The 18,288-nt window shown below is 64.6% G+C and carries 17 protein-coding genes and 1 pseudogene; 9 read left to right on the top strand and 9 right to left on the bottom strand.

Annotated features, from left to right (window positions below; genetic code table 11):
- Positions 1-40 precede the first annotated feature (40 nt).
- Complete coding sequence (locus Q2941_RS40675; protein WP_458196008.1) at positions 41-1,084, top strand: HD-GYP domain-containing protein; 1,044 nt, start codon at positions 41-43, stop codon at positions 1,082-1,084.
- A 22-nt stretch (positions 1,085-1,106) separates the two neighbouring features.
- Here the strand turns inward: Q2941_RS40675 and Q2941_RS40670 are convergent, their stop codons facing one another.
- Together Q2941_RS40670 and Q2941_RS40665 are read right to left on the bottom strand one after the other, a co-directional pair.
- A complete protein-coding gene (locus Q2941_RS40670) occupies positions 1,107-1,310 on the bottom strand; it encodes a hypothetical protein (protein ID WP_027526759.1) in 204 nt (67 codons plus the stop codon).
- A gap of 257 nt (positions 1,311-1,567) precedes the next feature.
- Positions 1,568-2,243 (bottom strand): annotated as a pseudogene (locus Q2941_RS40665) (nitroreductase).
- A 129-nt stretch (positions 2,244-2,372) separates the two neighbouring features.
- On the opposite strand from Q2941_RS40665, the gene Q2941_RS40660 reads away from it, so the two are divergent.
- Positions 2,373-3,347 (top strand): alpha/beta hydrolase, encoded by a 975-nt coding sequence (locus tag Q2941_RS40660; protein ID WP_027526757.1) that lies wholly within the window; start codon positions 2,373-2,375, stop codon positions 3,345-3,347.
- Here Q2941_RS40660 and Q2941_RS40655 read toward each other — a convergent pair.
- A complete protein-coding gene (locus Q2941_RS40655; protein WP_458196007.1) occupies positions 3,344-3,802 on the bottom strand; it encodes a cupin domain-containing protein in 459 nt (152 codons plus the stop codon). The genes Q2941_RS40660 and Q2941_RS40655 overlap by 4 nt on opposite strands.
- Before the next feature lie 172 nt (positions 3,803-3,974).
- Between Q2941_RS40655 and Q2941_RS40650 the strand changes: the two genes are divergently transcribed.
- Together Q2941_RS40650 and Q2941_RS40645 are read left to right on the top strand one after the other, a co-directional pair.
- A complete protein-coding gene (locus Q2941_RS40650) occupies positions 3,975-4,820 on the top strand; it encodes a dienelactone hydrolase family protein (protein WP_458196011.1) in 846 nt (281 codons plus the stop codon).
- An 86-nt stretch (positions 4,821-4,906) separates the two neighbouring features.
- On the top strand, positions 4,907-5,155 hold the full coding sequence (locus Q2941_RS40645) for a hypothetical protein (protein ID WP_035664370.1): 249 nt from the start codon (positions 4,907-4,909) through the stop codon (positions 5,153-5,155).
- Between the two features lie 91 nt (positions 5,156-5,246).
- On the opposite strand, the gene Q2941_RS40640 is transcribed toward Q2941_RS40645, so the two are convergent.
- From Q2941_RS40640 to Q2941_RS40625, 4 genes are all read right to left on the bottom strand, one after another.
- The gene (locus Q2941_RS40640) at positions 5,247-6,182 is read right to left on the bottom strand and encodes a CobW family GTP-binding protein (RefSeq protein ID WP_458196006.1); all 936 of its coding nucleotides are present in this window, start codon (positions 6,180-6,182) and stop codon (positions 5,247-5,249) included.
- A gap of 5 nt (positions 6,183-6,187) precedes the next feature.
- Complete coding sequence (locus Q2941_RS40635) at positions 6,188-7,678, bottom strand: amidohydrolase family protein (RefSeq protein WP_458196004.1); 1,491 nt, start codon at positions 7,676-7,678, stop codon at positions 6,188-6,190.
- Between the two features lie 77 nt (positions 7,679-7,755).
- On the bottom strand, positions 7,756-9,378 hold the full coding sequence (locus tag Q2941_RS40630) for an ABC-F family ATP-binding cassette domain-containing protein (protein ID WP_027526752.1): 1,623 nt from the start codon (positions 9,376-9,378) through the stop codon (positions 7,756-7,758).
- A gap of 117 nt (positions 9,379-9,495) precedes the next feature.
- Complete coding sequence (locus Q2941_RS40625) at positions 9,496-11,094, bottom strand: multicopper oxidase family protein (protein WP_458196003.1); 1,599 nt, start codon at positions 11,092-11,094, stop codon at positions 9,496-9,498.
- A 247-nt stretch (positions 11,095-11,341) separates the two neighbouring features.
- On the opposite strand from Q2941_RS40625, the gene Q2941_RS40620 reads away from it, so the two are divergent.
- The 3 genes from Q2941_RS40620 to Q2941_RS40610 are packed head-to-tail and all read left to right on the top strand — an operon-like array spanning position 11,342 to position 15,272.
- Positions 11,342-14,113, top strand: a complete 2,772-nt coding sequence (locus tag Q2941_RS40620; RefSeq protein ID WP_458196002.1) for a xanthine dehydrogenase family protein molybdopterin-binding subunit — start codon at positions 11,342-11,344, stop codon at positions 14,111-14,113.
- The gene (locus Q2941_RS40615) at positions 14,110-14,634 is read left to right on the top strand and encodes a (2Fe-2S)-binding protein (protein WP_458196001.1); all 525 of its coding nucleotides are present in this window, start codon (positions 14,110-14,112) and stop codon (positions 14,632-14,634) included. Before Q2941_RS40620 ends, Q2941_RS40615 begins: the two co-directional genes overlap by 4 nt.
- Positions 14,635-14,654: 20 nt before the next feature.
- Complete coding sequence (locus Q2941_RS40610) at positions 14,655-15,272, top strand: Isoquinoline 1-oxidoreductase subunit (protein WP_458196000.1); 618 nt, start codon at positions 14,655-14,657, stop codon at positions 15,270-15,272.
- A 219-nt stretch (positions 15,273-15,491) separates the two neighbouring features.
- Here the strand turns inward: Q2941_RS40610 and Q2941_RS40605 are convergent, their stop codons facing one another.
- Entirely contained in the window at positions 15,492-15,863 is a 372-nt protein-coding gene (locus Q2941_RS40605; protein WP_084801713.1) for a hypothetical protein, read from the bottom strand.
- 504 nt (positions 15,864-16,367) lie between these two features.
- Here Q2941_RS40605 and Q2941_RS40600 point away from each other — a divergent pair.
- Both Q2941_RS40600 and Q2941_RS40595 read left to right on the top strand, forming a co-directional pair.
- A complete protein-coding gene (locus tag Q2941_RS40600) occupies positions 16,368-16,667 on the top strand; it encodes an MOSC domain-containing protein (RefSeq protein ID WP_458195999.1) in 300 nt (99 codons plus the stop codon).
- Between the two features lie 498 nt (positions 16,668-17,165).
- Positions 17,166-17,510 (top strand): hypothetical protein, encoded by a 345-nt coding sequence (locus Q2941_RS40595; RefSeq protein WP_027526745.1) that lies wholly within the window; start codon positions 17,166-17,168, stop codon positions 17,508-17,510.
- Positions 17,511-18,050: 540 nt separating this feature from the next.
- On the opposite strand, the gene Q2941_RS40590 is transcribed toward Q2941_RS40595, so the two are convergent.
- On the bottom strand, positions 18,051-18,197 hold the full coding sequence (locus tag Q2941_RS40590; protein WP_254112244.1) for a hypothetical protein: 147 nt from the start codon (positions 18,195-18,197) through the stop codon (positions 18,051-18,053).
- Positions 18,198-18,288 lie beyond the last annotated feature (91 nt).

Here is an 18,288-nt window from a genome sequence, read left to right as displayed (position 1 = left end):
TCAAAGCAGCGTCCCGGAGCCTCGGGCCGCGCACGCGTTCGTGCATGTGCTGGCTGACAGCTCTGACAAGCTGTCCGGAGTCTGCTCGATCGTCGAACGGAAATTCGCCGTAGCTGGCGAGCGGCTCGATGCCGAGGCACGCCTGCCGCACTCCCCGCTTGCCGTCGTCGTGCGCGCGGACCTTCGCGACGTCGGCAACATTGCTGCGCTGAAGAAACGGGCTTCACGGCTGGCCAAGGCGGGCAAGCGCATCTTCCTGGTCGAGCCGCCCACTCACGTTTGCATCTCGCAGGCCTACGCCCTCGGCGCCACGCACGTCCTGCCGGGCGCGCCCAACCAGACCAAGCTCCTGGCGGCGCTATTCGGGTCGCCGAACCCGGATGCGACATCCGCGGATGGACAGTCGCAACCCGACGATGCCGTCGAGGCGGGCGCGAGCGCCATCGGCTCGATGTTCAACTCGGTCATGCTCGGTGAGACCATCGACGTCGACGGAACGAAGGAGGCCGGCCGCAAGATCGCCAACCGCATCGCCGAGCACGGCCTGTCGGAATGGCTCACGACTGTGCGGCGTCATCACGAGGGAACCTACCAGCATTGCCTGCTGGTCACCGGCGTCGCCATCGATTTTGGCTTGAGTCTGGGTGTCAGGAAAGACGACCTCGAACGACTGTACTCGGCGGCCATGTTCCACGACATCGGCAAGGCAAAGATTCCGCTGGCGATCCTCGACAAGCCGGGACGCCTCGACGCCGAGGAGCGCACGCTGATCGAGACGCATCCGATCGCGGGATACGAGGTTCTGAAGGATTATGCCAACATCTCGCCCGAGATCCTCGATGCGGTGCGTCACCACCACGAATATCTCGACGGCAGCGGCTATCCGGACGCGCTTTGCGCCGACAGCATTGCGGATGTCGTTCGAATTCTCACCATCTCCGACATCTTCGCCGCGCTGATCGAGCACCGGTCGTACCGACCGACAATGCCGCGCGAGGAGGCCTACGGCATTCTGCTGGGAATGCAGGGCAAGCTGGAAAAGGCGCTGGTCGCCTCATTCAAGCAGGTCGCGCTGACCCGCTGATCGTGCATTCAATGCGTTGGCCTTAATGCGTCGCGCGGTATTTGGCGCGGCGCGGGATCGACCGGCACGCCAAGCGCTCCGCCAGCCGCTTCATGTCTTCATGTTTGCCGCTGCTGATCAGCCGGCCAAACTCTTCGGGAGTGAAGGGAAGGCTTGGATCATCATCAACCGGATACCGCACTCGCGGCCCGAACAACCAACGCACCAGGCTAGCCAGCCGCCGCATGTCAATTCCCTCGCGCCAGCAACAAACCTTTCACCGCGCTTATTGTTCCTCCTGACGAGTCGAGATTGCAAGAGCCGGTTGGGAGTCCGCACTAAAAATTTCGGCGGAAAAATACTTCGTTCGTAACCCGCAACGCGCACCTTGAGTATGCAACCTTTAGAGCATGATCCGGAAAAGTGTGAAGCGGTTTTCCGAAAAGATCACGCTCAAACAATAACCTGAATCGCGATGACGATTCACCCCAATCTCATCGCGCTTTAGTCGGCAAATCCGACGAAGCGCACGAACTCGCTGTTCTCCTCCCGATCCGATCGCACGGCGTTGGCGGCAAACGTGTCGTCCGGATATCCCATCGCAACGCAGGTCATGATGACCTCGTCGTCGGGGATATCTGCGACCCCGCGCACGATGTCGGAGCGCATGATGCCCTGCCCGTTGATCACCGAGCCGAGCCCGCGATCCCATGCCGCGAGCACGATGCCGTAGCAGAGCGCGCCGAGCGAAGTGGCAGACCGCACCGGGGTCGAGCACACGGTCATAGGTGAGCACCAGCGAGACCGGCGCATCGAACTGGCGGAAGCCGCGCAGCACCCAATCCTGCCGCATCGGCTTGTCGTCGCGCGCGATCCCCATCGCGCCGAACAATTTCTTGGCGATATCGACCTGACGCGTGCGGTGAATGCCCTGGTATTCGCCATGGCTGACGATGTCGCGCTTGACCTTGGCGCCGGCGACCATCTCTTCCATGTTGCGCCGGCGCACCTCTTCGAGCGGCGTGCCGGTGAGCACGTGAACGTGCCAGGGCTGGGTGTTCATCGAGGACGGTGCGCGCTTGGCCACATCGATGATCGCCTCGATCTCCGCACGCGGCACCGGGTCCTTTTTGAAACCGCGCACGCTACGACGGGACTGCACCAGCGTTTCGAAATCCACCTTTTCCCCCTGCTTCTGCTGCTTTCCGTGCCACGCAATTCGGCAAGACGCGGCCGCCGGTTGCCCAAGCGGCGCTCGGAACCTATGCTAGCGCGCAAGCAAAACCAAGAACCTGGAAGGACCCCGCCGATGGCCGCGCCGCTCGATCCCGTCATTGCAGAGATCATTCCGACGCTGCCGCTGCGCGATCCCGCGACGATGACACCGCAAAGCGCCCGCGAGTCCCTGCGCGCACTTGCTGCCGCGCGCGCCGCCGTGCCGCCCCCGCCCGTGGACGAGGTCCGGGATATCGAGGTGAAGGGCGGCGCGGGACCGCTCGCTGCGCGCGTCTATCGCGTCGGCTCGGCCCCATCGCCGACGGTCGTCTTCTTCCACGGTGGCGGCTGGGTTGCAGGCGATCTCGACACCCATGACCGGCAGGCGCGCTTTCTTGCGATCGAGACCGGCGCGGTCGTGATCTCCATCGACTATCGGCGCCCGCCCGAGACGCGCTTTCCCGGCGCATTCGAGGATGCCTTTGCCGCGGCACGCGACGTGTTCGACCGCATCGCGGAATTTGGCGGCGACGCAAAGCGCGTCGGCGTCGCCGGTGACAGCGCCGGCGGCAATCTCGCGGCAGTCACGGCAATTGCCTGCCGCGACGCCGGCATCGAACTCGCCGGGCAGTTTCTAGTCTATCCCGCGACCGACACGGTCGGCAGTTATGCTGATACGACCGAGAACGCGCGCTTCCCCTCGCGCAGCGAAAACGCGGAGGGCTACTTCCTGTCGCGCGCGGTGATGGAGTGGTTTGCCGGCCATTACCTCGCCGATCCCTCGCACGGGCAGGACTGGCGCGTCTCGCCGCTGCGGGCCAAATCGCTCGCCGGCGTTGCGCCGGCCGTGGTCACGACGGCCTGGTTCGATCCGCTGCGCGACGAGGGCGCGGCCTATGCGCAGGCGCTGGAAGCCGCCGGCGTTCCCGTCAGGCATCACGAGGGCGCCGGCCTGATCCACGGCTATTTCAGCATGGGTGAAGCCTCCGAGGTTGCGCGCCTCGAGGCTCAGCGCGCACGTGCCGATTTCAAGGCATTGCTCGCCCGCGGCGCCGTGAGGAGCGGTTAGCTGCGGCGCGCCCGTTGCGCAGCCCTGTGGCCCCAGGCCTCGTCCCAATCCGCACCCGAGGCGTCGACCACCCGGCCGTCCGCCTCGAAGAACTTGTTGGGCACCTGGAAGATCGCAAGGATCAGCGCTCCCTCCGGGCACCAGGCGGCGTGACGGCTACCGGCCTCGCGCCAGATGAACTCGCCGGCCCCGCACGCGATGTCCTTGGCGGGCCCCTCCTTGTCGACCAACGCCCCTTCAATCACGTAGCTCTGCTCGATGCCGACATGCTCGTGATCGGGCAGCACCGCCCCGGGCGCAAAGCGCATCAGGGCCGTCATCAGTCCCGTTCTGCGATCGAACAGCAACGTCTTGGCCTCGCAGCCCGGAAAGCGCGTCTTCTGCCAGTCCATGATTTGGGGTTGAACCAGGTGGGAATGCCGGTCGGCGGTTTGCGGGCCTGTCGGGGCGTCCATCGCAATGCTCCGTTCCTGCTGGATTATGAACGAGGCTAACAGGTTCGCAGCGGCCGGTCAGCGCGCGGTGCAGCAAGCCGGGTTGAATCTTCGCCTCCGCCAGTGTCTCCTGTCGGCAGACCCGCGATTCCCGACGAGCATGCCAGCCCATTTCTTCCGTATTGTCTTAGCCGTGATCACCTTGACATGGCTCATCTCCGAGGCGGCGGCCACAGCAGAGACGGTCTATTTCCGCAGCGCCGACGGCCGCACGCAGCTCGTCGGCTACCTGTTCCGGCCGCAGGCGGCGGGTCCCGCTCCGGCCATCGTGTTGCTGCACGGCCGCGGCGGGCCCTATTCCAGCAACGTCAACGCGGACTGCACCGTCGTTGGCCCCAAGATCTCCTCACCGTGCAACGCCACGACCCTGGCGAAACGGCACGCGATGTGGGGCCAATACTGGGCCGCGCGCGGCTACCTCGCGCTGCTGCCGGACAGTTTTGGTCCACGCGGCAAGGCCTACGGTTTCGGCCGCTTCACCCATGACGATCCCGATCGCGATGACGTGAACGAGAAGACCGTGCGCCCGCTCGATGCCGAAGGGGCGCTTGCCTATTTGCGCGGCCGTGGCGATGTGATCGGCAACCAGATCTTCCTCCAGGGCTGGTCGAATGGCGGCAGCACCGCGCTGAACGTGATGATCCGGCAAGGCGCAAACCTGGCAGCCGGCTTTCGCGGCGTACTGGCGTTCTATCCAGGTTGCGGACCGAAGGCGCTGTTGCAGCCGACGATCTCCACGACCGCGCCAATCGCCATGTTCCTGGGCGCCGACGACGACCAGGTGTCGCCCGCGTTCTGCCAGCAGGCCGCCGACCGGGCGCGCCAGGCCGGCAGCAAGATCGACGTCACGGTCTATCCCGGCGCGACCCACGATTTCGACGATCCCTCGCCGCGGCACCAGTCGGTCGCCGCGAACCAGGCGGCGCTGAACGACGTGCAGGCCAAGGCGATTGCCGCGGTTGCACGCTGGAAAAATTGAAACGATCGCCAGGCCGCGCGCCGATCTTGCTTGATTGCGCCACGATTCGGAGTTCCAATTCCCGAACCATTGTTGAGGAGACACCCATGATGAAGCGGATTTTCCTGGCTGCCGTCGTCGCCACCTTCGCGGCCGGCTCGGCCTTCGCGGAGGATACCTGCGAAAGCAAGGCCGTCGGCAAGGACGGCAAGCCGCTGGCCGGCGCCGCCAAGACCTCGTTCATGAAGAAATGCAAGGAAGACGCCTGCGCGCCCAAGGCGCTCGGCTCGGACGGCAAGCCGCTCGCCGGCGCCGCCAAGAACAGCTTTATGAAGAAGTGCGAGACGAGCGCCTAAAGCGCAGCGCAATTAGCTTTCGATCCAGATACGCCCGCTCACGCGGGCGTATCTTGCTTTGGAACGGGCCACTGCTTGAAACGCAAGGCTTTCACGCCGCGCCGGCGTCGATGCAGCCTTCCATGATCCGATCGATCTCCTCGCGCGAGAGGACGCCGATCTCGGCAACGAAGACGATCCGCGTTCGCGGCGTCCCCGCTGGCAGCGTCCCGCCCGCGGCCAGCGTTGCCCGGCCGCCGGCGACTTGAAACACCATTAGCCGCCCGGGCTGCTCGACAGTCTCGAACAGCCCCTTCGCCCGCGCCAGTTTCGGCGCGATCCGGCCGATCGCCGCCTGCAATCGCGGCAGCGACACCGGCCTGTCCGACATCCAGCTCATGGTCTCGAACCGCTCTGCGGCCGGCCGTTTCGGCCCCGGCTCGCGCGGCACGAGCGCGCGGTCGACGTCGGGCGAAAACAGCAGCGCCGCGGGCACTTCGCCATGGACAGCGTCAACCCGGACGGCTGCGGGGCGCATCGCGCGGATGGCATCGCGCATCTGCGTGGCGCCGGCCGCGTCGGACAGATCCACCTTGCTCAGCGCGATCACGTCGGCCGCCCGCAGCTGCGACCGCAGCAACGCGTCGTCCAGCATGGCCAACTGCATCGTCGCGTCCACCACGCACAAAACGGTTTCCAGCGGCGCTTCGCGAAAGATCAGGGGATCCATCAGGTTGCGCACGACATCCGCCGGATCGGCTACACCGCTGGTTTCGATCACGATGACGTCCGGGCGCGGATCACGCCGGAGCAGCACGGCAAGCGTGCGCAGGAGATCGCCTTCCAGCGAGCAGCAGATGCAGCCATTGGCGAGGCTCACCACGCCGTCGGCGGCGCCCGTGATCAGCTCGGCGTCGATGTTGATCGCGCCGAAATCGTTGACGACGGCCGCGATCCGACGTCCTTCGGCATGCGCCAACAGGTGGTTCACGACCGTGGTCTTGCCCGCCCCGAGGAAGCCGGCCACGAGCAGAACCGGAACGGGCACAGGCTTTAGTCCTCAACGACGGGCCGGCGTACCGGCCGGCCGGGCCTTGCCGCCACATCCAGCACACCGTCCGTGATCAGCGGATGGCCGCTCACCACGAGATGACGTACGCCCTCCGCGGCACGATTCATCGCCGAAAACTCCGCCCGGTCGGTCAGTGTCTCGTAGTCGAACACCACGATGTCGGCATCAGCGCCTGCTGCGAGCCGTCCCTTGGCCCGCATCGCGGGCGTGCTGTGCTCGAGAATCTGCGCCGGGATCAGCGCGCATTTGCGGATGCCTTCCAGCAGCGACACCGTTCGGCGCTCGCGCACCCACTCGCGGATGAAACGCGTGAAGCAGCCCGCCGAGCGCGGATGGGAGGTGGCATCCTTGGGCAGCGGCCAGGCATCGCCGGTGTAGGTGCGGCCATCGGAAAGCGTCCAGGGCATGGCGTCGGACGCGATCGCGCCGCCGGGATACAGCACCGACATGTCGAGGAGATCGCGATGGTGTGCGTTGTTCTCGATATCGAGGATGTGCCAGAGCACCAGCGTGGAGGGCTCTGCGGCCTGCGCCGCCAGCAGCTCCTCCCGGTCGCGGAAGCGCCGCCCATCGGCGACCCGCTGCACCGAGTCGTAGCCGGTGCCGTTGCGCGCCACGAATTCGGGGTCGCTGAAGAACGCCGCCGCAAGCACCGTCGAACCGGTGCCGTAAGGGTAAGCCTCGACCGTGATCGGAAGCCCCTGCGCCTGCGCCTTGGCCACCAGCTCCACGCAACGCTCGATGTCGGTCTTGCTTGAGGAGTTGAAGTGGCAGATGTGCATATGCGCCCCGGTAGCGCCGGCATAGCCGATCAGGCGGATATAGGCCTCGGCCGCACTTTCCGGATCGATGCGCGACATGAAGGCGACGTGGGTGAAGGTCGGCACGTCATGGGTGGCCGCCAGCTGGCAAACCGCGGTGAGCTCCTGCACGCCGGCGCCGGGAGCGTAGGCGTTGAGGATGCCGATGCCGATGCCGCCCTCGTTGAGCCCACCGGCGAGACGATCGAGGATGCCGCGCACCTCCGTGTCGCTCGCGACGTTGTCGATCCAGCGGCGATCACGCATGGCATTGCCGAACGCCTCCAGCGAGCTTTCCGAGTTGGAGCCCGTCATCGCGCCGATGCGCGCGAAAGCCCAGTTGGCGGAGGCGCCGTAGTTGAGCACACGCCCTTTCGCCGCCTGCTTGCGATACCAGGCCGCGACCGGCAGCACACCGGCCTCGAGGTCCAGCGTCGTCGTCACGCCATCGAACGCCTGCATGCGATCGGCGGGAATCGACTGGCCATGTGCATGCAGGTCGATGAAGCCGGGCGCCACCACGAGGCCAGTCGCATCGATCGTCCGCTCGGCGCCGCCAAGTCCGGTGCCGACCGCGACGATCCGGCCGTCCATCACAGCCACGTCGCCGACGGCATCCATCCCGCTGGCCGGATCGACCACCCGGCCACCCGTGATTACCAAGCCGCCCATTCTCGCAACTCCCGCATTCCAAAAAGCGCGGCGAGCGTAGCGAGACGCATCGATGCGTCAAGGCACGTACGGGAATGCTAGCTCCGCAATCCCGGCGCTTCCTGGCCGGTGCGGGCGACGTATTCGGTGTAACCGCCGCCATATTGGTGGATGCCCTCGGGCGTCAGCTCCAGCACGCGGTTGGAGAGCACGCTGAGGAAGTGCCGGTCGTGCGAGACGAACAGCATGGTGCCTTCGAAATCCGACAGCGCCGTGATCAGCATCTCCTTGGTGGCGAGATCGAGATGGTTGGTCGGCTCGTCCAGCACCAGGAAGTTCGGCGGGTCGAACAGCATCTTCGCCATCACGAGGCGCGCCTTCTCGCCGCCCGAGAGCACGCGGCAGCGCTTCTCGACGTCGTCGCCGGAGAAACCGAAGCAGCCGGCGAGCGCGCGCAAGGACCCCTGCCCCGCGGTCGGGAATGCATCCTCGAGCGACTGGAACACGGTGCGGTCGCCGTCGAGCAGGTCCATCGCATGCTGGGCGAAATAACCCATCTTGACGCTGCCCCCCAGCGCCACCGTGCCCTGATCGGGATCGCTTGCACCGGCCACGAGCTTGAGCAAGGTCGACTTGCCGGCACCATTGACGCCCATCACGCACCACCGCTCGCGGCGGCGGATCATGAAATCGAGCCCGTCATAGATGCGCTTGCTGCCGTAACCCTTGTGGACATTCTTCAGCGCCACGACGTCCTCGCCCGAGCGCGGCGCGGGCAGAAAGTCGAAAGCGACGGTCTGGCGGCGACGCGGCGGCTCGACCCGCTCGATCTTGTCGAGCTTCTTGACCCGGCTCTGAACCTGCGCGGCATGGGACGCCCGCGCCTTGAAGCGCTCGATGAACTTGATCTCCTTGGCGAGCATCGCCTGCTGGCGCTCGAACTGCGCCTGCTGCTGCTTTTCATTCAGCGCGCGCTGCTGCTCGTAGAACTCGTAATCGCCTGTGTAAGTGGTGAGCGAGCCGGAATCGATCTCGACCACTTTGGAGATCACGCGGTTGATGAACTCGCGATCGTGCGAGGTCATCAGCAACGCGCCTTCGTAATCGTGCAGGAATTTCTCCAGCCAGATCAGGCTTTCGAGATCGAGATGGTTGCTCGGCTCGTCGAGCAGCATGACGTCAGGTCGCATCAGCAGGATACGCGCCAGCGCCACGCGCATCTTCCAGCCGCCGGAGAGCGCGCCGACATCGCCATCCATCATCTCCTGGCTGAAGCCGAGGCCGGACAGTGCTTCGCGCGCCCGGCCGTCGAGCGCATAGCCGTCGAGTTCCTCGAAACGATGCTGCACCTCGCCATAGCGCGCGATGATCTCGTCCATCTCGTCGGCCTTGTCCGGATCGGCCATCGCGGCCTCGAGCTCGCGCAGCTCGGCCGCGACCACGCTGACCGGGCCTGCGCCATCCATGACTTCAGCCACGGCGCTGCGGCCACTCATCTCGCCGACGTCCTGGCTGAAATAGCCGATGGTAATGCCGCGATCGATCGAGACCTGGCCTTCATCGGGCAGCTCCTGCCCGGCGATCATCCGGAACAGCGTGGACTTGCCGGCGCCGTTCGGGCCGACAAGCCCGATCTTCTCGCCCCTGTTGAGGGCGGCGGAGGCTTCGATGAACAGGATCTGGTGGCCGGCTTGCTTGCTGACGTTGTCGAGGCGGATCATGGGTCTTTGGGGGAATTTTGCGTTGCAGCGTCATAGGCCATGCCGGCCTTCAGGGGAAGCCCGGCCGCACCGGGATTCCCCCGTCAAACGCCAAATTCCTGCAATTTTCCCCGAGGCTTAGGGCTTATAGACCTCGACCGTCTGCATCATGCCCATCTCCTCATGGTTCATCATGTGGCAGTGGAGCATGAAGACACCGGTGAAATCGAGGAAGCGCGAGCGGAACACGACCTCACCGCCCTTGCGCTCGACAATCACGGAATCCCGCCATTCCGGCGTCGCCAGCGCCTTGCCGTTGACCGAGACCAGCTGGAACGGATTGGTGTGGATGTGGAAGACGTGGTCGTCATGCTCGTGCGTATTGACGATGGTCCACTCCTCGACCGCGCCAAGTTTGACCCGATGATCAATACGGGTGGGATCGAATTTCTTGCCGTCGATGAAGAAGCCGAACTCCTGCCAATGGCCGGCGGCATCGGCCTCCGGCGCGGTCGCCGACAGCACCACCTTGCGGCGGTTGGTGATCTCCGCGTCCTTGATGGTCGCGCGCGGTGCTTGCGGAAGCGCGCGCGGCAGCTTCATGTCCATCGGCGCACCCGACACCACGACCCGCGCCAGCGGGCCGACCGGGGACGGATGCCCCTGATCGTAGGGCGCCGCGTTGAAGGCATAGGTGCCGGGACTACCGGCCTTCACCAGGATGTCGGCGCGCTGCCCCGGCGCGATCAAAAGCTGTTTCAGCGGCTGCACGGCGCCGAGCTGGATGCCGTCATAGGCGATCGCATGCATATCGTGCTTCTCCAGGTCGAGCAGCATGTCGTCCTGATAGGCCGCATTGAGGATGCGCCAGCGCTGCACCTCGCCGGGGCGCATCTCGATCACCGGCCGCCGCTGGCCGTTGATCGCGAGGAAACGCGTCGCCGTCTCCGGAAACAGCGTCTCGAAATTCTCGATCATGCCGTTGGCATCGTACACCACCTGGCTCAGCACGAGCAGGCGCTCGCGCGCTGCCGCGATCTCCGGAACGTCGGCGAAATCGCCCTCGATGATGACGGCCCCCACCATGCCGCTCGACATCTGGATGTCGGCGCTGCCGTGGTGGTGGGGGTGATACCAGTAGGTGCCTGTGGTGTGGTCGGCCGGCAGCGTGATCTCGATGTTGTAGCTGTGGCCGGGCGCCATCGAGCGCATGACGTTGTCGGCAATGCCGCTCGGACTGACATGCGCGCCGTGGAAATGGAAATTGGTGTTATTGAATTGATGCGGGTGGCTGATGTCGGCAGGCAGTCCGTCGCGGTTCGGCGGCAAATCGTTAATCATCTTGATCCGCAACGTCTCGCCGGGCTTCATGCGCAAGGTCGGTCCCGGACTGCCACCTTCGTATGATCTGACATAGAGCCTGACGCCGCCGATCTGGTGATACGCGTAGCCGCAGCGCAAAGTCGTGCTCAATACGCCATTGACGGACCTCCGCACCTGGGGCTCGACCAAGGACTGATCCATGGTGGGAACCGGCGTTTCCGGCACCATGCCCATCGTAGGCGACATATCCGCGGTGTGCGCGGCGCCGCCATGATCGTGCGTGGCATGCTGAGCCTTCGCGGTGCCGGCAAACAATGACAGCGCGCCCATCTTGAGACCGCGATCGAGCAGTTGGCGCCTTGTCATTCCGTTCGACGTGCTGACCGGAAAGAGATCGTTCGAATCCTGCTGCATGTGAGTTCCCGCCCCTCGTGATCCCATCCCCTCAATCAATTTGATTCGACTGCAAGGCAAGCGGAAACGAAATTCTCAATCCGCGCACGCGCGACAGGCACCGTCTTCATCTGATGTAAACGCCCTACCCGTTTCTATTCCTGCATGACGAATCATGACAGGTTCACGCGAGCGTTGGCGCGTACCCTCCGGGCACCGATGCCGTCAGCATCATGATGTGCTCGAAATCTTGTACAAGGATCAGAACATGCGGCCTTCGCGACGCGAGCTCGTGAAGTGGTTGTCGGCAGGCGGCATCTCGGTCAGCCTGTCGCATCTCGGTCTGGCGAAGGAGGCTCCCTTCGCCGCGCACGAGACGCTTCCCGGACGCGGCAATTTCAATCCCGCGACAAAAGGCGCCGGCCGCGTCGACGGCGTCGCCAAGGTGACGGGCGCAAAGCTGTACGCCTCCGATTTCCGCGCCAACGACCTTCCGGGCTGGCCACAAGCCACCTCGCACGCGATCCTGGTCCGCGCCAACGACGCCACCCATGTCTACACCGGCTTGGATCTTGCGCGCCTGTCGGGCGCACTGAAGCCTTCCGTCGTCATCACCGCCGCCGATCTCGACCGCATCGGCACGCAGGTGCCCGAATTCTACGCCGGCGATCTGTTTTGCCCCGTCGGCAAGTCGCCGCTCTATCTGGGTCAGCCGGTTGCGCTCCTCGTCTTCGAAAAGTTCGACGCCTTCGACCAGGCGCGCCTCGTGCTGCGCGACGGGACTTTCGTCAAATTTGGAGAGGAAACCGGGCCGGTGATTGCGCCCGACTACGGCTCGTTCCGCTTCACCCGCGTGGCAGGTAGCGCGCCTGAGAAGCCGGATATCTATTCGCCGATCCAGGCCGGCTGGGTTTCACCCAAGAAGGTCCAGAACGCCGCGCTGCCGGTGTGGTCGCCGCTCGCCAAGGAGATGCCGCCCGACTACGCCAAGGCCGCCAAACATGGCGAGCAGATCCGCGCCGAGCTTGCGGCGGAGAATGCTTCGCTGCTGGTGCTCGACCGCGAGTTCGAGACACAGTCGGTCGACCCGATGTTCCTCGAACCGGAATGCGGGCTCGCCTGGTACAACAACAAGGGCGGCAATCTCGAGCTCGTGCTCGGCGTTCAGTCGCCCTATGAGGCCGCCGAGTCGATCGCGCATTTGCTCGCCAAAGCCCGCGCGCCCTACAAGCCCGCGCATATCAATGCGCAGTTCGCCCATGTCGGCGGCGGCTTCGGCGGCCGCGATCACACGCCGTTCATTCTCTATGTCGCGCTCGCGGCGATCTGCTTCCCGGGCAAGCCGGTGCGGCTCGCGCATGACCGCTACCAGCAGTTCCAGGGCGGCATCAAGCGCCATCCGATCAAGATGCGCTCGCGCATCGGCATCGATCGCGCGAGCGGGACGATCAAGGCGTTTGCCGCCGATCACGTGCTCGATGGCGGCGGTCTCGCCAATTTCTCGGCCAACGTCGCGGTCGTCGCCGCCACCGGCGCGATCGGCATCTACGACATTCCAAAGGTCGACGTCACGACCGTGGCATTGCATTCGCGCGGCGTCACCGCAGGCTCGATGCGCGGCTACGGCACGCTGCAAACCATGACCGCGCTGGAAGTGCTGATCGACGAGGCGGCAAGCGAACTGAAGCTCGACCCGATCGAATTCCGCCGCCGCAATGCGCTCAAGCAAAACGGCCGCACCATGACGGGCAATCCCTACATCGTCTCGGTCCGTACGCCCGAAATCCTCGACAAGCTCGAAAAGCATCCAATCTGGCAGCAGCGCGCAAAGTTCAAGCAAGGCGCATCCGACCGGCTGGTCGGCACCGGCGTCGCCTGCGTGACCAAGGACTACGGCTCCGGCGCGGACTGCTCGCTCGGCCGCGTCGAGCTGACCGCCGACGGCAAGATCGCGATCTTCTGCGACCACGTTGAGATGGGCAACGGCATCGGGACGGCGCTGGCGAACCGGGTCGCGAGCCATCTCGGCACGATCGCCGACGAGGTCTCGGTCGCCCGCGTCGACAGCTACGACGCCCTCGGCCTCGTCACCTCTGGCGATCCCTACACGATGGATCAGAAGACCCAGGACGCGGCGGCGAGAAATCCGCGCTGGGTGCCGGCGATCAGCTCGGCGACATCAGCCTCGATCGGCGCGCATGTCGGCACGCATTCGTCTGCGGAAGCCGCCCGCGTCATCTTCCGCTTCGGCATGTGGCCGGCAGCACTGGAGCTCTGGCGCATCCCGAAGACCGACGCTCGTGCAAGGCAATGGGCCAGCGCGCACTGGCAGAACGGCCAGCTCGTCATGCCCGGTCTCGAACCACTTGCGCTGCCGGCGCTGGCGGCAACCGTCCACGCGCGCGGCTTCGTCACCGGCGCTGTCGCGCACAGCTTTTCCCGCTGGGCCTGGTCGCGCGCCGGCTTCCCGCTGTTCGGCGAGCAATATCGCGCCGAGATCGATGCCCTCGCAATCCGGCGGGGTAACGGCAAGTTCGAGCGCATCACCCGCACCAGCGTCAAATTTCCCCCGACCGACAACAATCGCATCGGCACCGCCTACACCTCGATGTGCGGCACGCTCGTCCGTGTCGAGATCGAGCGCGCGACGGGCGCCTTGCGCATCGCCAAGGCCTACAGCGTGTTCGAATGCGGCACGGCGCTCGTGCCCGAAGTCGTCATGGGTCAGGCCCATGGCGGCTTCGCGATCGGCGTCGGCTATGCGTTGCTCGAGACGCTGCCGCCGTTCGAGGGCGGTCCGGGCAACGGCGAATGGAATCTCGGACGCTACCTCGTCGCGCGCGGCTCGGACCTACCCTTGCGCGATCTCGAGATCGAGATGCTGAAACCATTGACGCCGGACGAAGAGCCGAAGGGCATGGCGGAGGTCGTCATGATCCCGATCGTGCCGGCGCTCATCAACGCCATCCATGATGCCACCGGCCACCGCTTCCGCGCGCTGCCGGTGACGCCAAGCCTTTTGAAGGGAGTGCTCGCGTGACGACACTTAGCCTCACCATCAACGGCCAGAAGCATGGTCCGGTCGAGGTGCGCGACGACCTCTCGATGAACGATTTCTTGCGCGAGATGCTCGGCATGACCGGCACGAAATTCGGCTGCGGCGCCGCGCAATGTTTGAGCTGCGCCATCATCGTCGACGAGCCCGACGGCACCAGCTACACCAGCCCGACCTGCATCGCTCCGGCCGTGAATTTCGACGGCAAGTCGATCCGCACCGTCGAGGGCCACGCCAGGGACGGCCAGCTCTCCGCGCTGCAAAAGGCCTTCATCGATCATTTCGCGTTTCAGTGCGGCTACTGCACGGCGGGCTTCCTCAACGAGGGACAGGTCCTGCTCGAGCGCCTGGCGCGCAAGCCGGTCCCCCGCGAGGCGCTGGAGCAGACGATCTCCGACGCACTCGACGGCCATCTCTGCCGCTGCACCGGCTACATCAAGTATCACGAGGCGGTGCGCGACGTGATCCTCACCGATTCAAACCGCTACCTCATCGCGACCAAGTAAGCGCGCGAAGGACACGAGCCATGATCTCCGACGCGCGCTTCAAGACGATGGCCGTGATCGCGGCGCTCGCCAGCGGCCTTTGCGCGGGCTACGCAGCCTCCGAGACGGCGAGCCATGCCCTGGCCTCGCCCGAGAGCTTCGCCAACATCGCCGACACCGAGAAGCGCTCGGCCGCGATCTTCACCGAGCTCGGCAAGGTGCTGACGCATCCGCGCTGCACCAACTGCCATCCCGCCGGCGACAGCCCACGGCAAGGCGACAATCCGCATCTCCATCAGCCGCCGGTCACACGCGGTGCCGACGGCCATGGCCTGGAGTCGATGCGCTGCCACACCTGTCACCAGAAGGCCAATTTCGAGCCCGGCCGCGTGCCCGGCCATCCCGAATGGCATCTTGCGCCGCGCGAGATGGCCTGGGAGGGCAAGACGATCGGCGAGATCTGCGAGCAGATCAGGGATCCCGCGCGCAACGGCGGGCGCAAGGTGGAGGCGCTGATCGACCATATCGGCAAGGACACTCTGGTCGGCTGGGCCTGGAAGCCCGGCTTCGGCCGCTCGCCGGTGCCCGGCAAGCAGGCGCAGGCCGGTGCGCTGGTCGAAGCCTGGGTGAAGACGGGTGCTGCATGCCCCACACCGTGACAAGGCGCCAGGGCGAGTACTCATAAACGTCGACTTCCGAGGGTAAAGCGGAAGTCGCCCCGCTTGGTCGTCATCGACGGCTTGTGGAGCGAAAGCGGACATAGAATAGTACATCGCACCGGCCAGTTATGCGCCAATGGCGGTGGGCAGCGAGAACGTGCCTATCGATCGTGATGTTGGTGAGCGTCTCGCCGCAGAAGCAGCGCGCAATGCCGCCGATCAGGTCACGCAGCGGCCGGGCGGCAGAATCCTCGCGACTTCCGTGAGCACGCTGACCATGGGCTCGCAGGCGAGTGTCGGCTTGCTGCTTTGATTCCGCGTTGGCTTGGTGACGCGGGTCTGCGCAGACGGAAGGCGCAGCAGGACCGAGGTATCGGCGAGATCGTTCGGGCGCAGGGAAACCGTTTCCATCGGAACTGCAAGCCGCTTGAGGTCGCCGAGGCGATCTGTCTTGCTGGCGCGGTTGACGACGTCGCTTGGCCGTTCGGCCTGCCAGCGGTCTACGAGGTCGTGACCTGAAGCGAACTGCACAGCGCCGACTGTCAATGTGATCGCGACAGCGCCTAAGAGAGCTTTACGAAGCTGTGACATTCTGTCCCTCGCTCGATGGCGATTTGTCGCCATCTACGCAGCGCCCTTGGCCCGTCGTCTTCCCTAATTGCCGAAGATTTCACCTTGGCTTCGTGAAAGCCGGAAAATGGTTTCATCCCTGTTTCGTCGCATCGAAGGAGGTCGTGGTTCCGGCCGGTACGTCTGCGCGGGTCCTCCACAGGCAGCAGCGCGCCGGGAAGGAGACAACCCGACGCGCCCGTGCCGCATACCTATTTTCTCTGCGCTGGTGGCGGCTGCGCGTAAGCTACTGTTCTGAGGGGACGTTGCGATGCTGGACAAGACCACCGACGGACCGGCGAAGACATCTGTCAAACTCGGATGGACCAGCGTAGCCCGCTTCATCCACATCACTTCGCGCGCGTTTCTGCCAATGCGCTCTGTGTCCGAGGTCACTTTGATCGCTGGCAAAGGCATTGAGGGCGATCGCTACTTGATGAAGGAAGGGTTTTATTCACCCCTCGCAAGGAGGGCGACCAGATCACCTTGTTCGAGTTTGAGACGCTGATTGCACTCAAGCACGAGGCCGGGATCGAACTCGGCCCAGAGGAGCACCGGCGCAACGTGACAGTCGAGGGCGTTCCGCTAAACCACCTTGTGGGCGGTCGCTTCTGGCTCGGCGAGACAATGTTGGAAGGGGCCGGGCTTGTGGACCCGTGTGGGCACGTCGAGAAAATCACCGGCAAGAAGATCTCCAAACACCTGATCAATCGCGGTGGGCTGTACTGCAAGATTATGCGGGACGGCCTTGCCAGGGTCAGCGACGCCGTGCGTGGAGTTCAATGATCTTTGTTGCCTTTCTGGGAGCTAGATCGTGCTGTCACGATGGCGCGTGCGAATGTTGTGACTGCGGAGGCAACGCCGCTGGCCGAGCGTTCAAGGTTCGACGATGCAGTTCTGAGGCGCGATGGCGTTGATGCTCGGGCCTCCGCCTGCCGGAGGTCATCTTCGGTCGCGAGTGGAAGCTCTTGGGGCGGCGGCGCGACAACGGACTGGGCGTTCATCGCTAATGGCGGCGGCGCGCCCAGATGGCGTGCTCTGCGGCAGCACCTTACCCTTTAGCAGCCTCGGCAGATCGAGAGATTGGGCTTCAGTTTCTCAATTTCTTCTTGATCGCCCAGCGACTGTATCGCCGATGGTCTCTCGGCAACGTCGGCCTTTTGCCTGACCTTGGACTTTTTTGGGCGAGGTCTAATGGGCAGCGGCTCGCCTGTCTCCTCGCCATCGTCGATACCTACGGTAAAGCCATCGGGACCGGGCTCCCGTGCCGGAGACAGCTTGCCCATGCGCGACCTGGGCAAAATATCGTCGATGGCCGGCGTGGGCGAAATGTTCTCGATGGCCGGTGCCGGCGCGTCTTTGTCATTGGCAGGCGGTGGCGAGTTCTTGGCGGCTGCGGATCGTGGCGAACCTTTGGCGGTCGCTGTTCGCGCTGGAGCGTCGTCGGTCGCCATTGGTGGAGAAACGTTCTTGGTGGCCGGTGGCGGCGAACCTTTGGCGGTCGCCGATGGCGGCGAGGCAAGGATAACGGGCGGCGGATACATCGGGACTTCTGGCGCCATTGTCGGCGGAGGTGACGAACCTTTGGCTGTCGCCCGGGTGCTGCACATATTGAGACCGCCCCAGTGACACGTAGCCGCTGGTGGCGAACCTTGGTCGGTCGCCAAGGGCGGCGGGGCCAGCGAGGTTTGACATCGAGCGCCGCCATGCAGCCAAAAACTGACAAACAACGAACCGAGGCCAAATAATGCAGCGCTTTTCAATCGCATTCTGCAATCCGCTTCGCTGTTGAAATCACAGACACCTTAGCTGCGCGCAATCTGGACTACTCACATCGCGATCAAAAGGTGACCAAAATAGGGAGGATGCACTGGAAACGATGCGGGTTACTGGCATCCTGAAGCATGCCTGATCATGCGCGGCAGATACTATCCGTCGATCCTGGAGTCGGCGCGCAAGCTCCGCCAGAAGCAATTCGTGCTGGACGGCGAAGCGGAACACACAGCGCCACCGCGAAATCACAAGGGGGGCGGGTCCCCGCCCCGGCCAGCCGGGATCGAGTGCGATCAGGTACTGGTACAGGTTACTGACGCTTATTTTCTTGACCCCACCTAATTGCTACGACTTTCCTCGGCTGGGCGCGATCCAGCACCACAGTAGCGGCAGCTCTCACTCCAGAACCTCGTACTCGAACGCGATGCCCTCGGGGTCGTTCTCCTCGAACCATTTCTCGGCGGCATCCACATTGGTGAACACCTTGATGTGCTCCTTGTCGCCGACCTGGTTGGCGGCGTTGACGTAGACGAAGACGGTCATAGTTCTCGCTCCATCGCCGGATGGCTGCGGTTCTTCACCTTGTATGGGGCTTTCCTTGTCAAGGGTAAACTTCCTCACACGCTGCTCTCTA

This window comes from Bradyrhizobium sp. UFLA05-153 (assembly GCF_054185185.1).
This window is presented reverse-complemented; position numbering and strand designations above follow the sequence as displayed.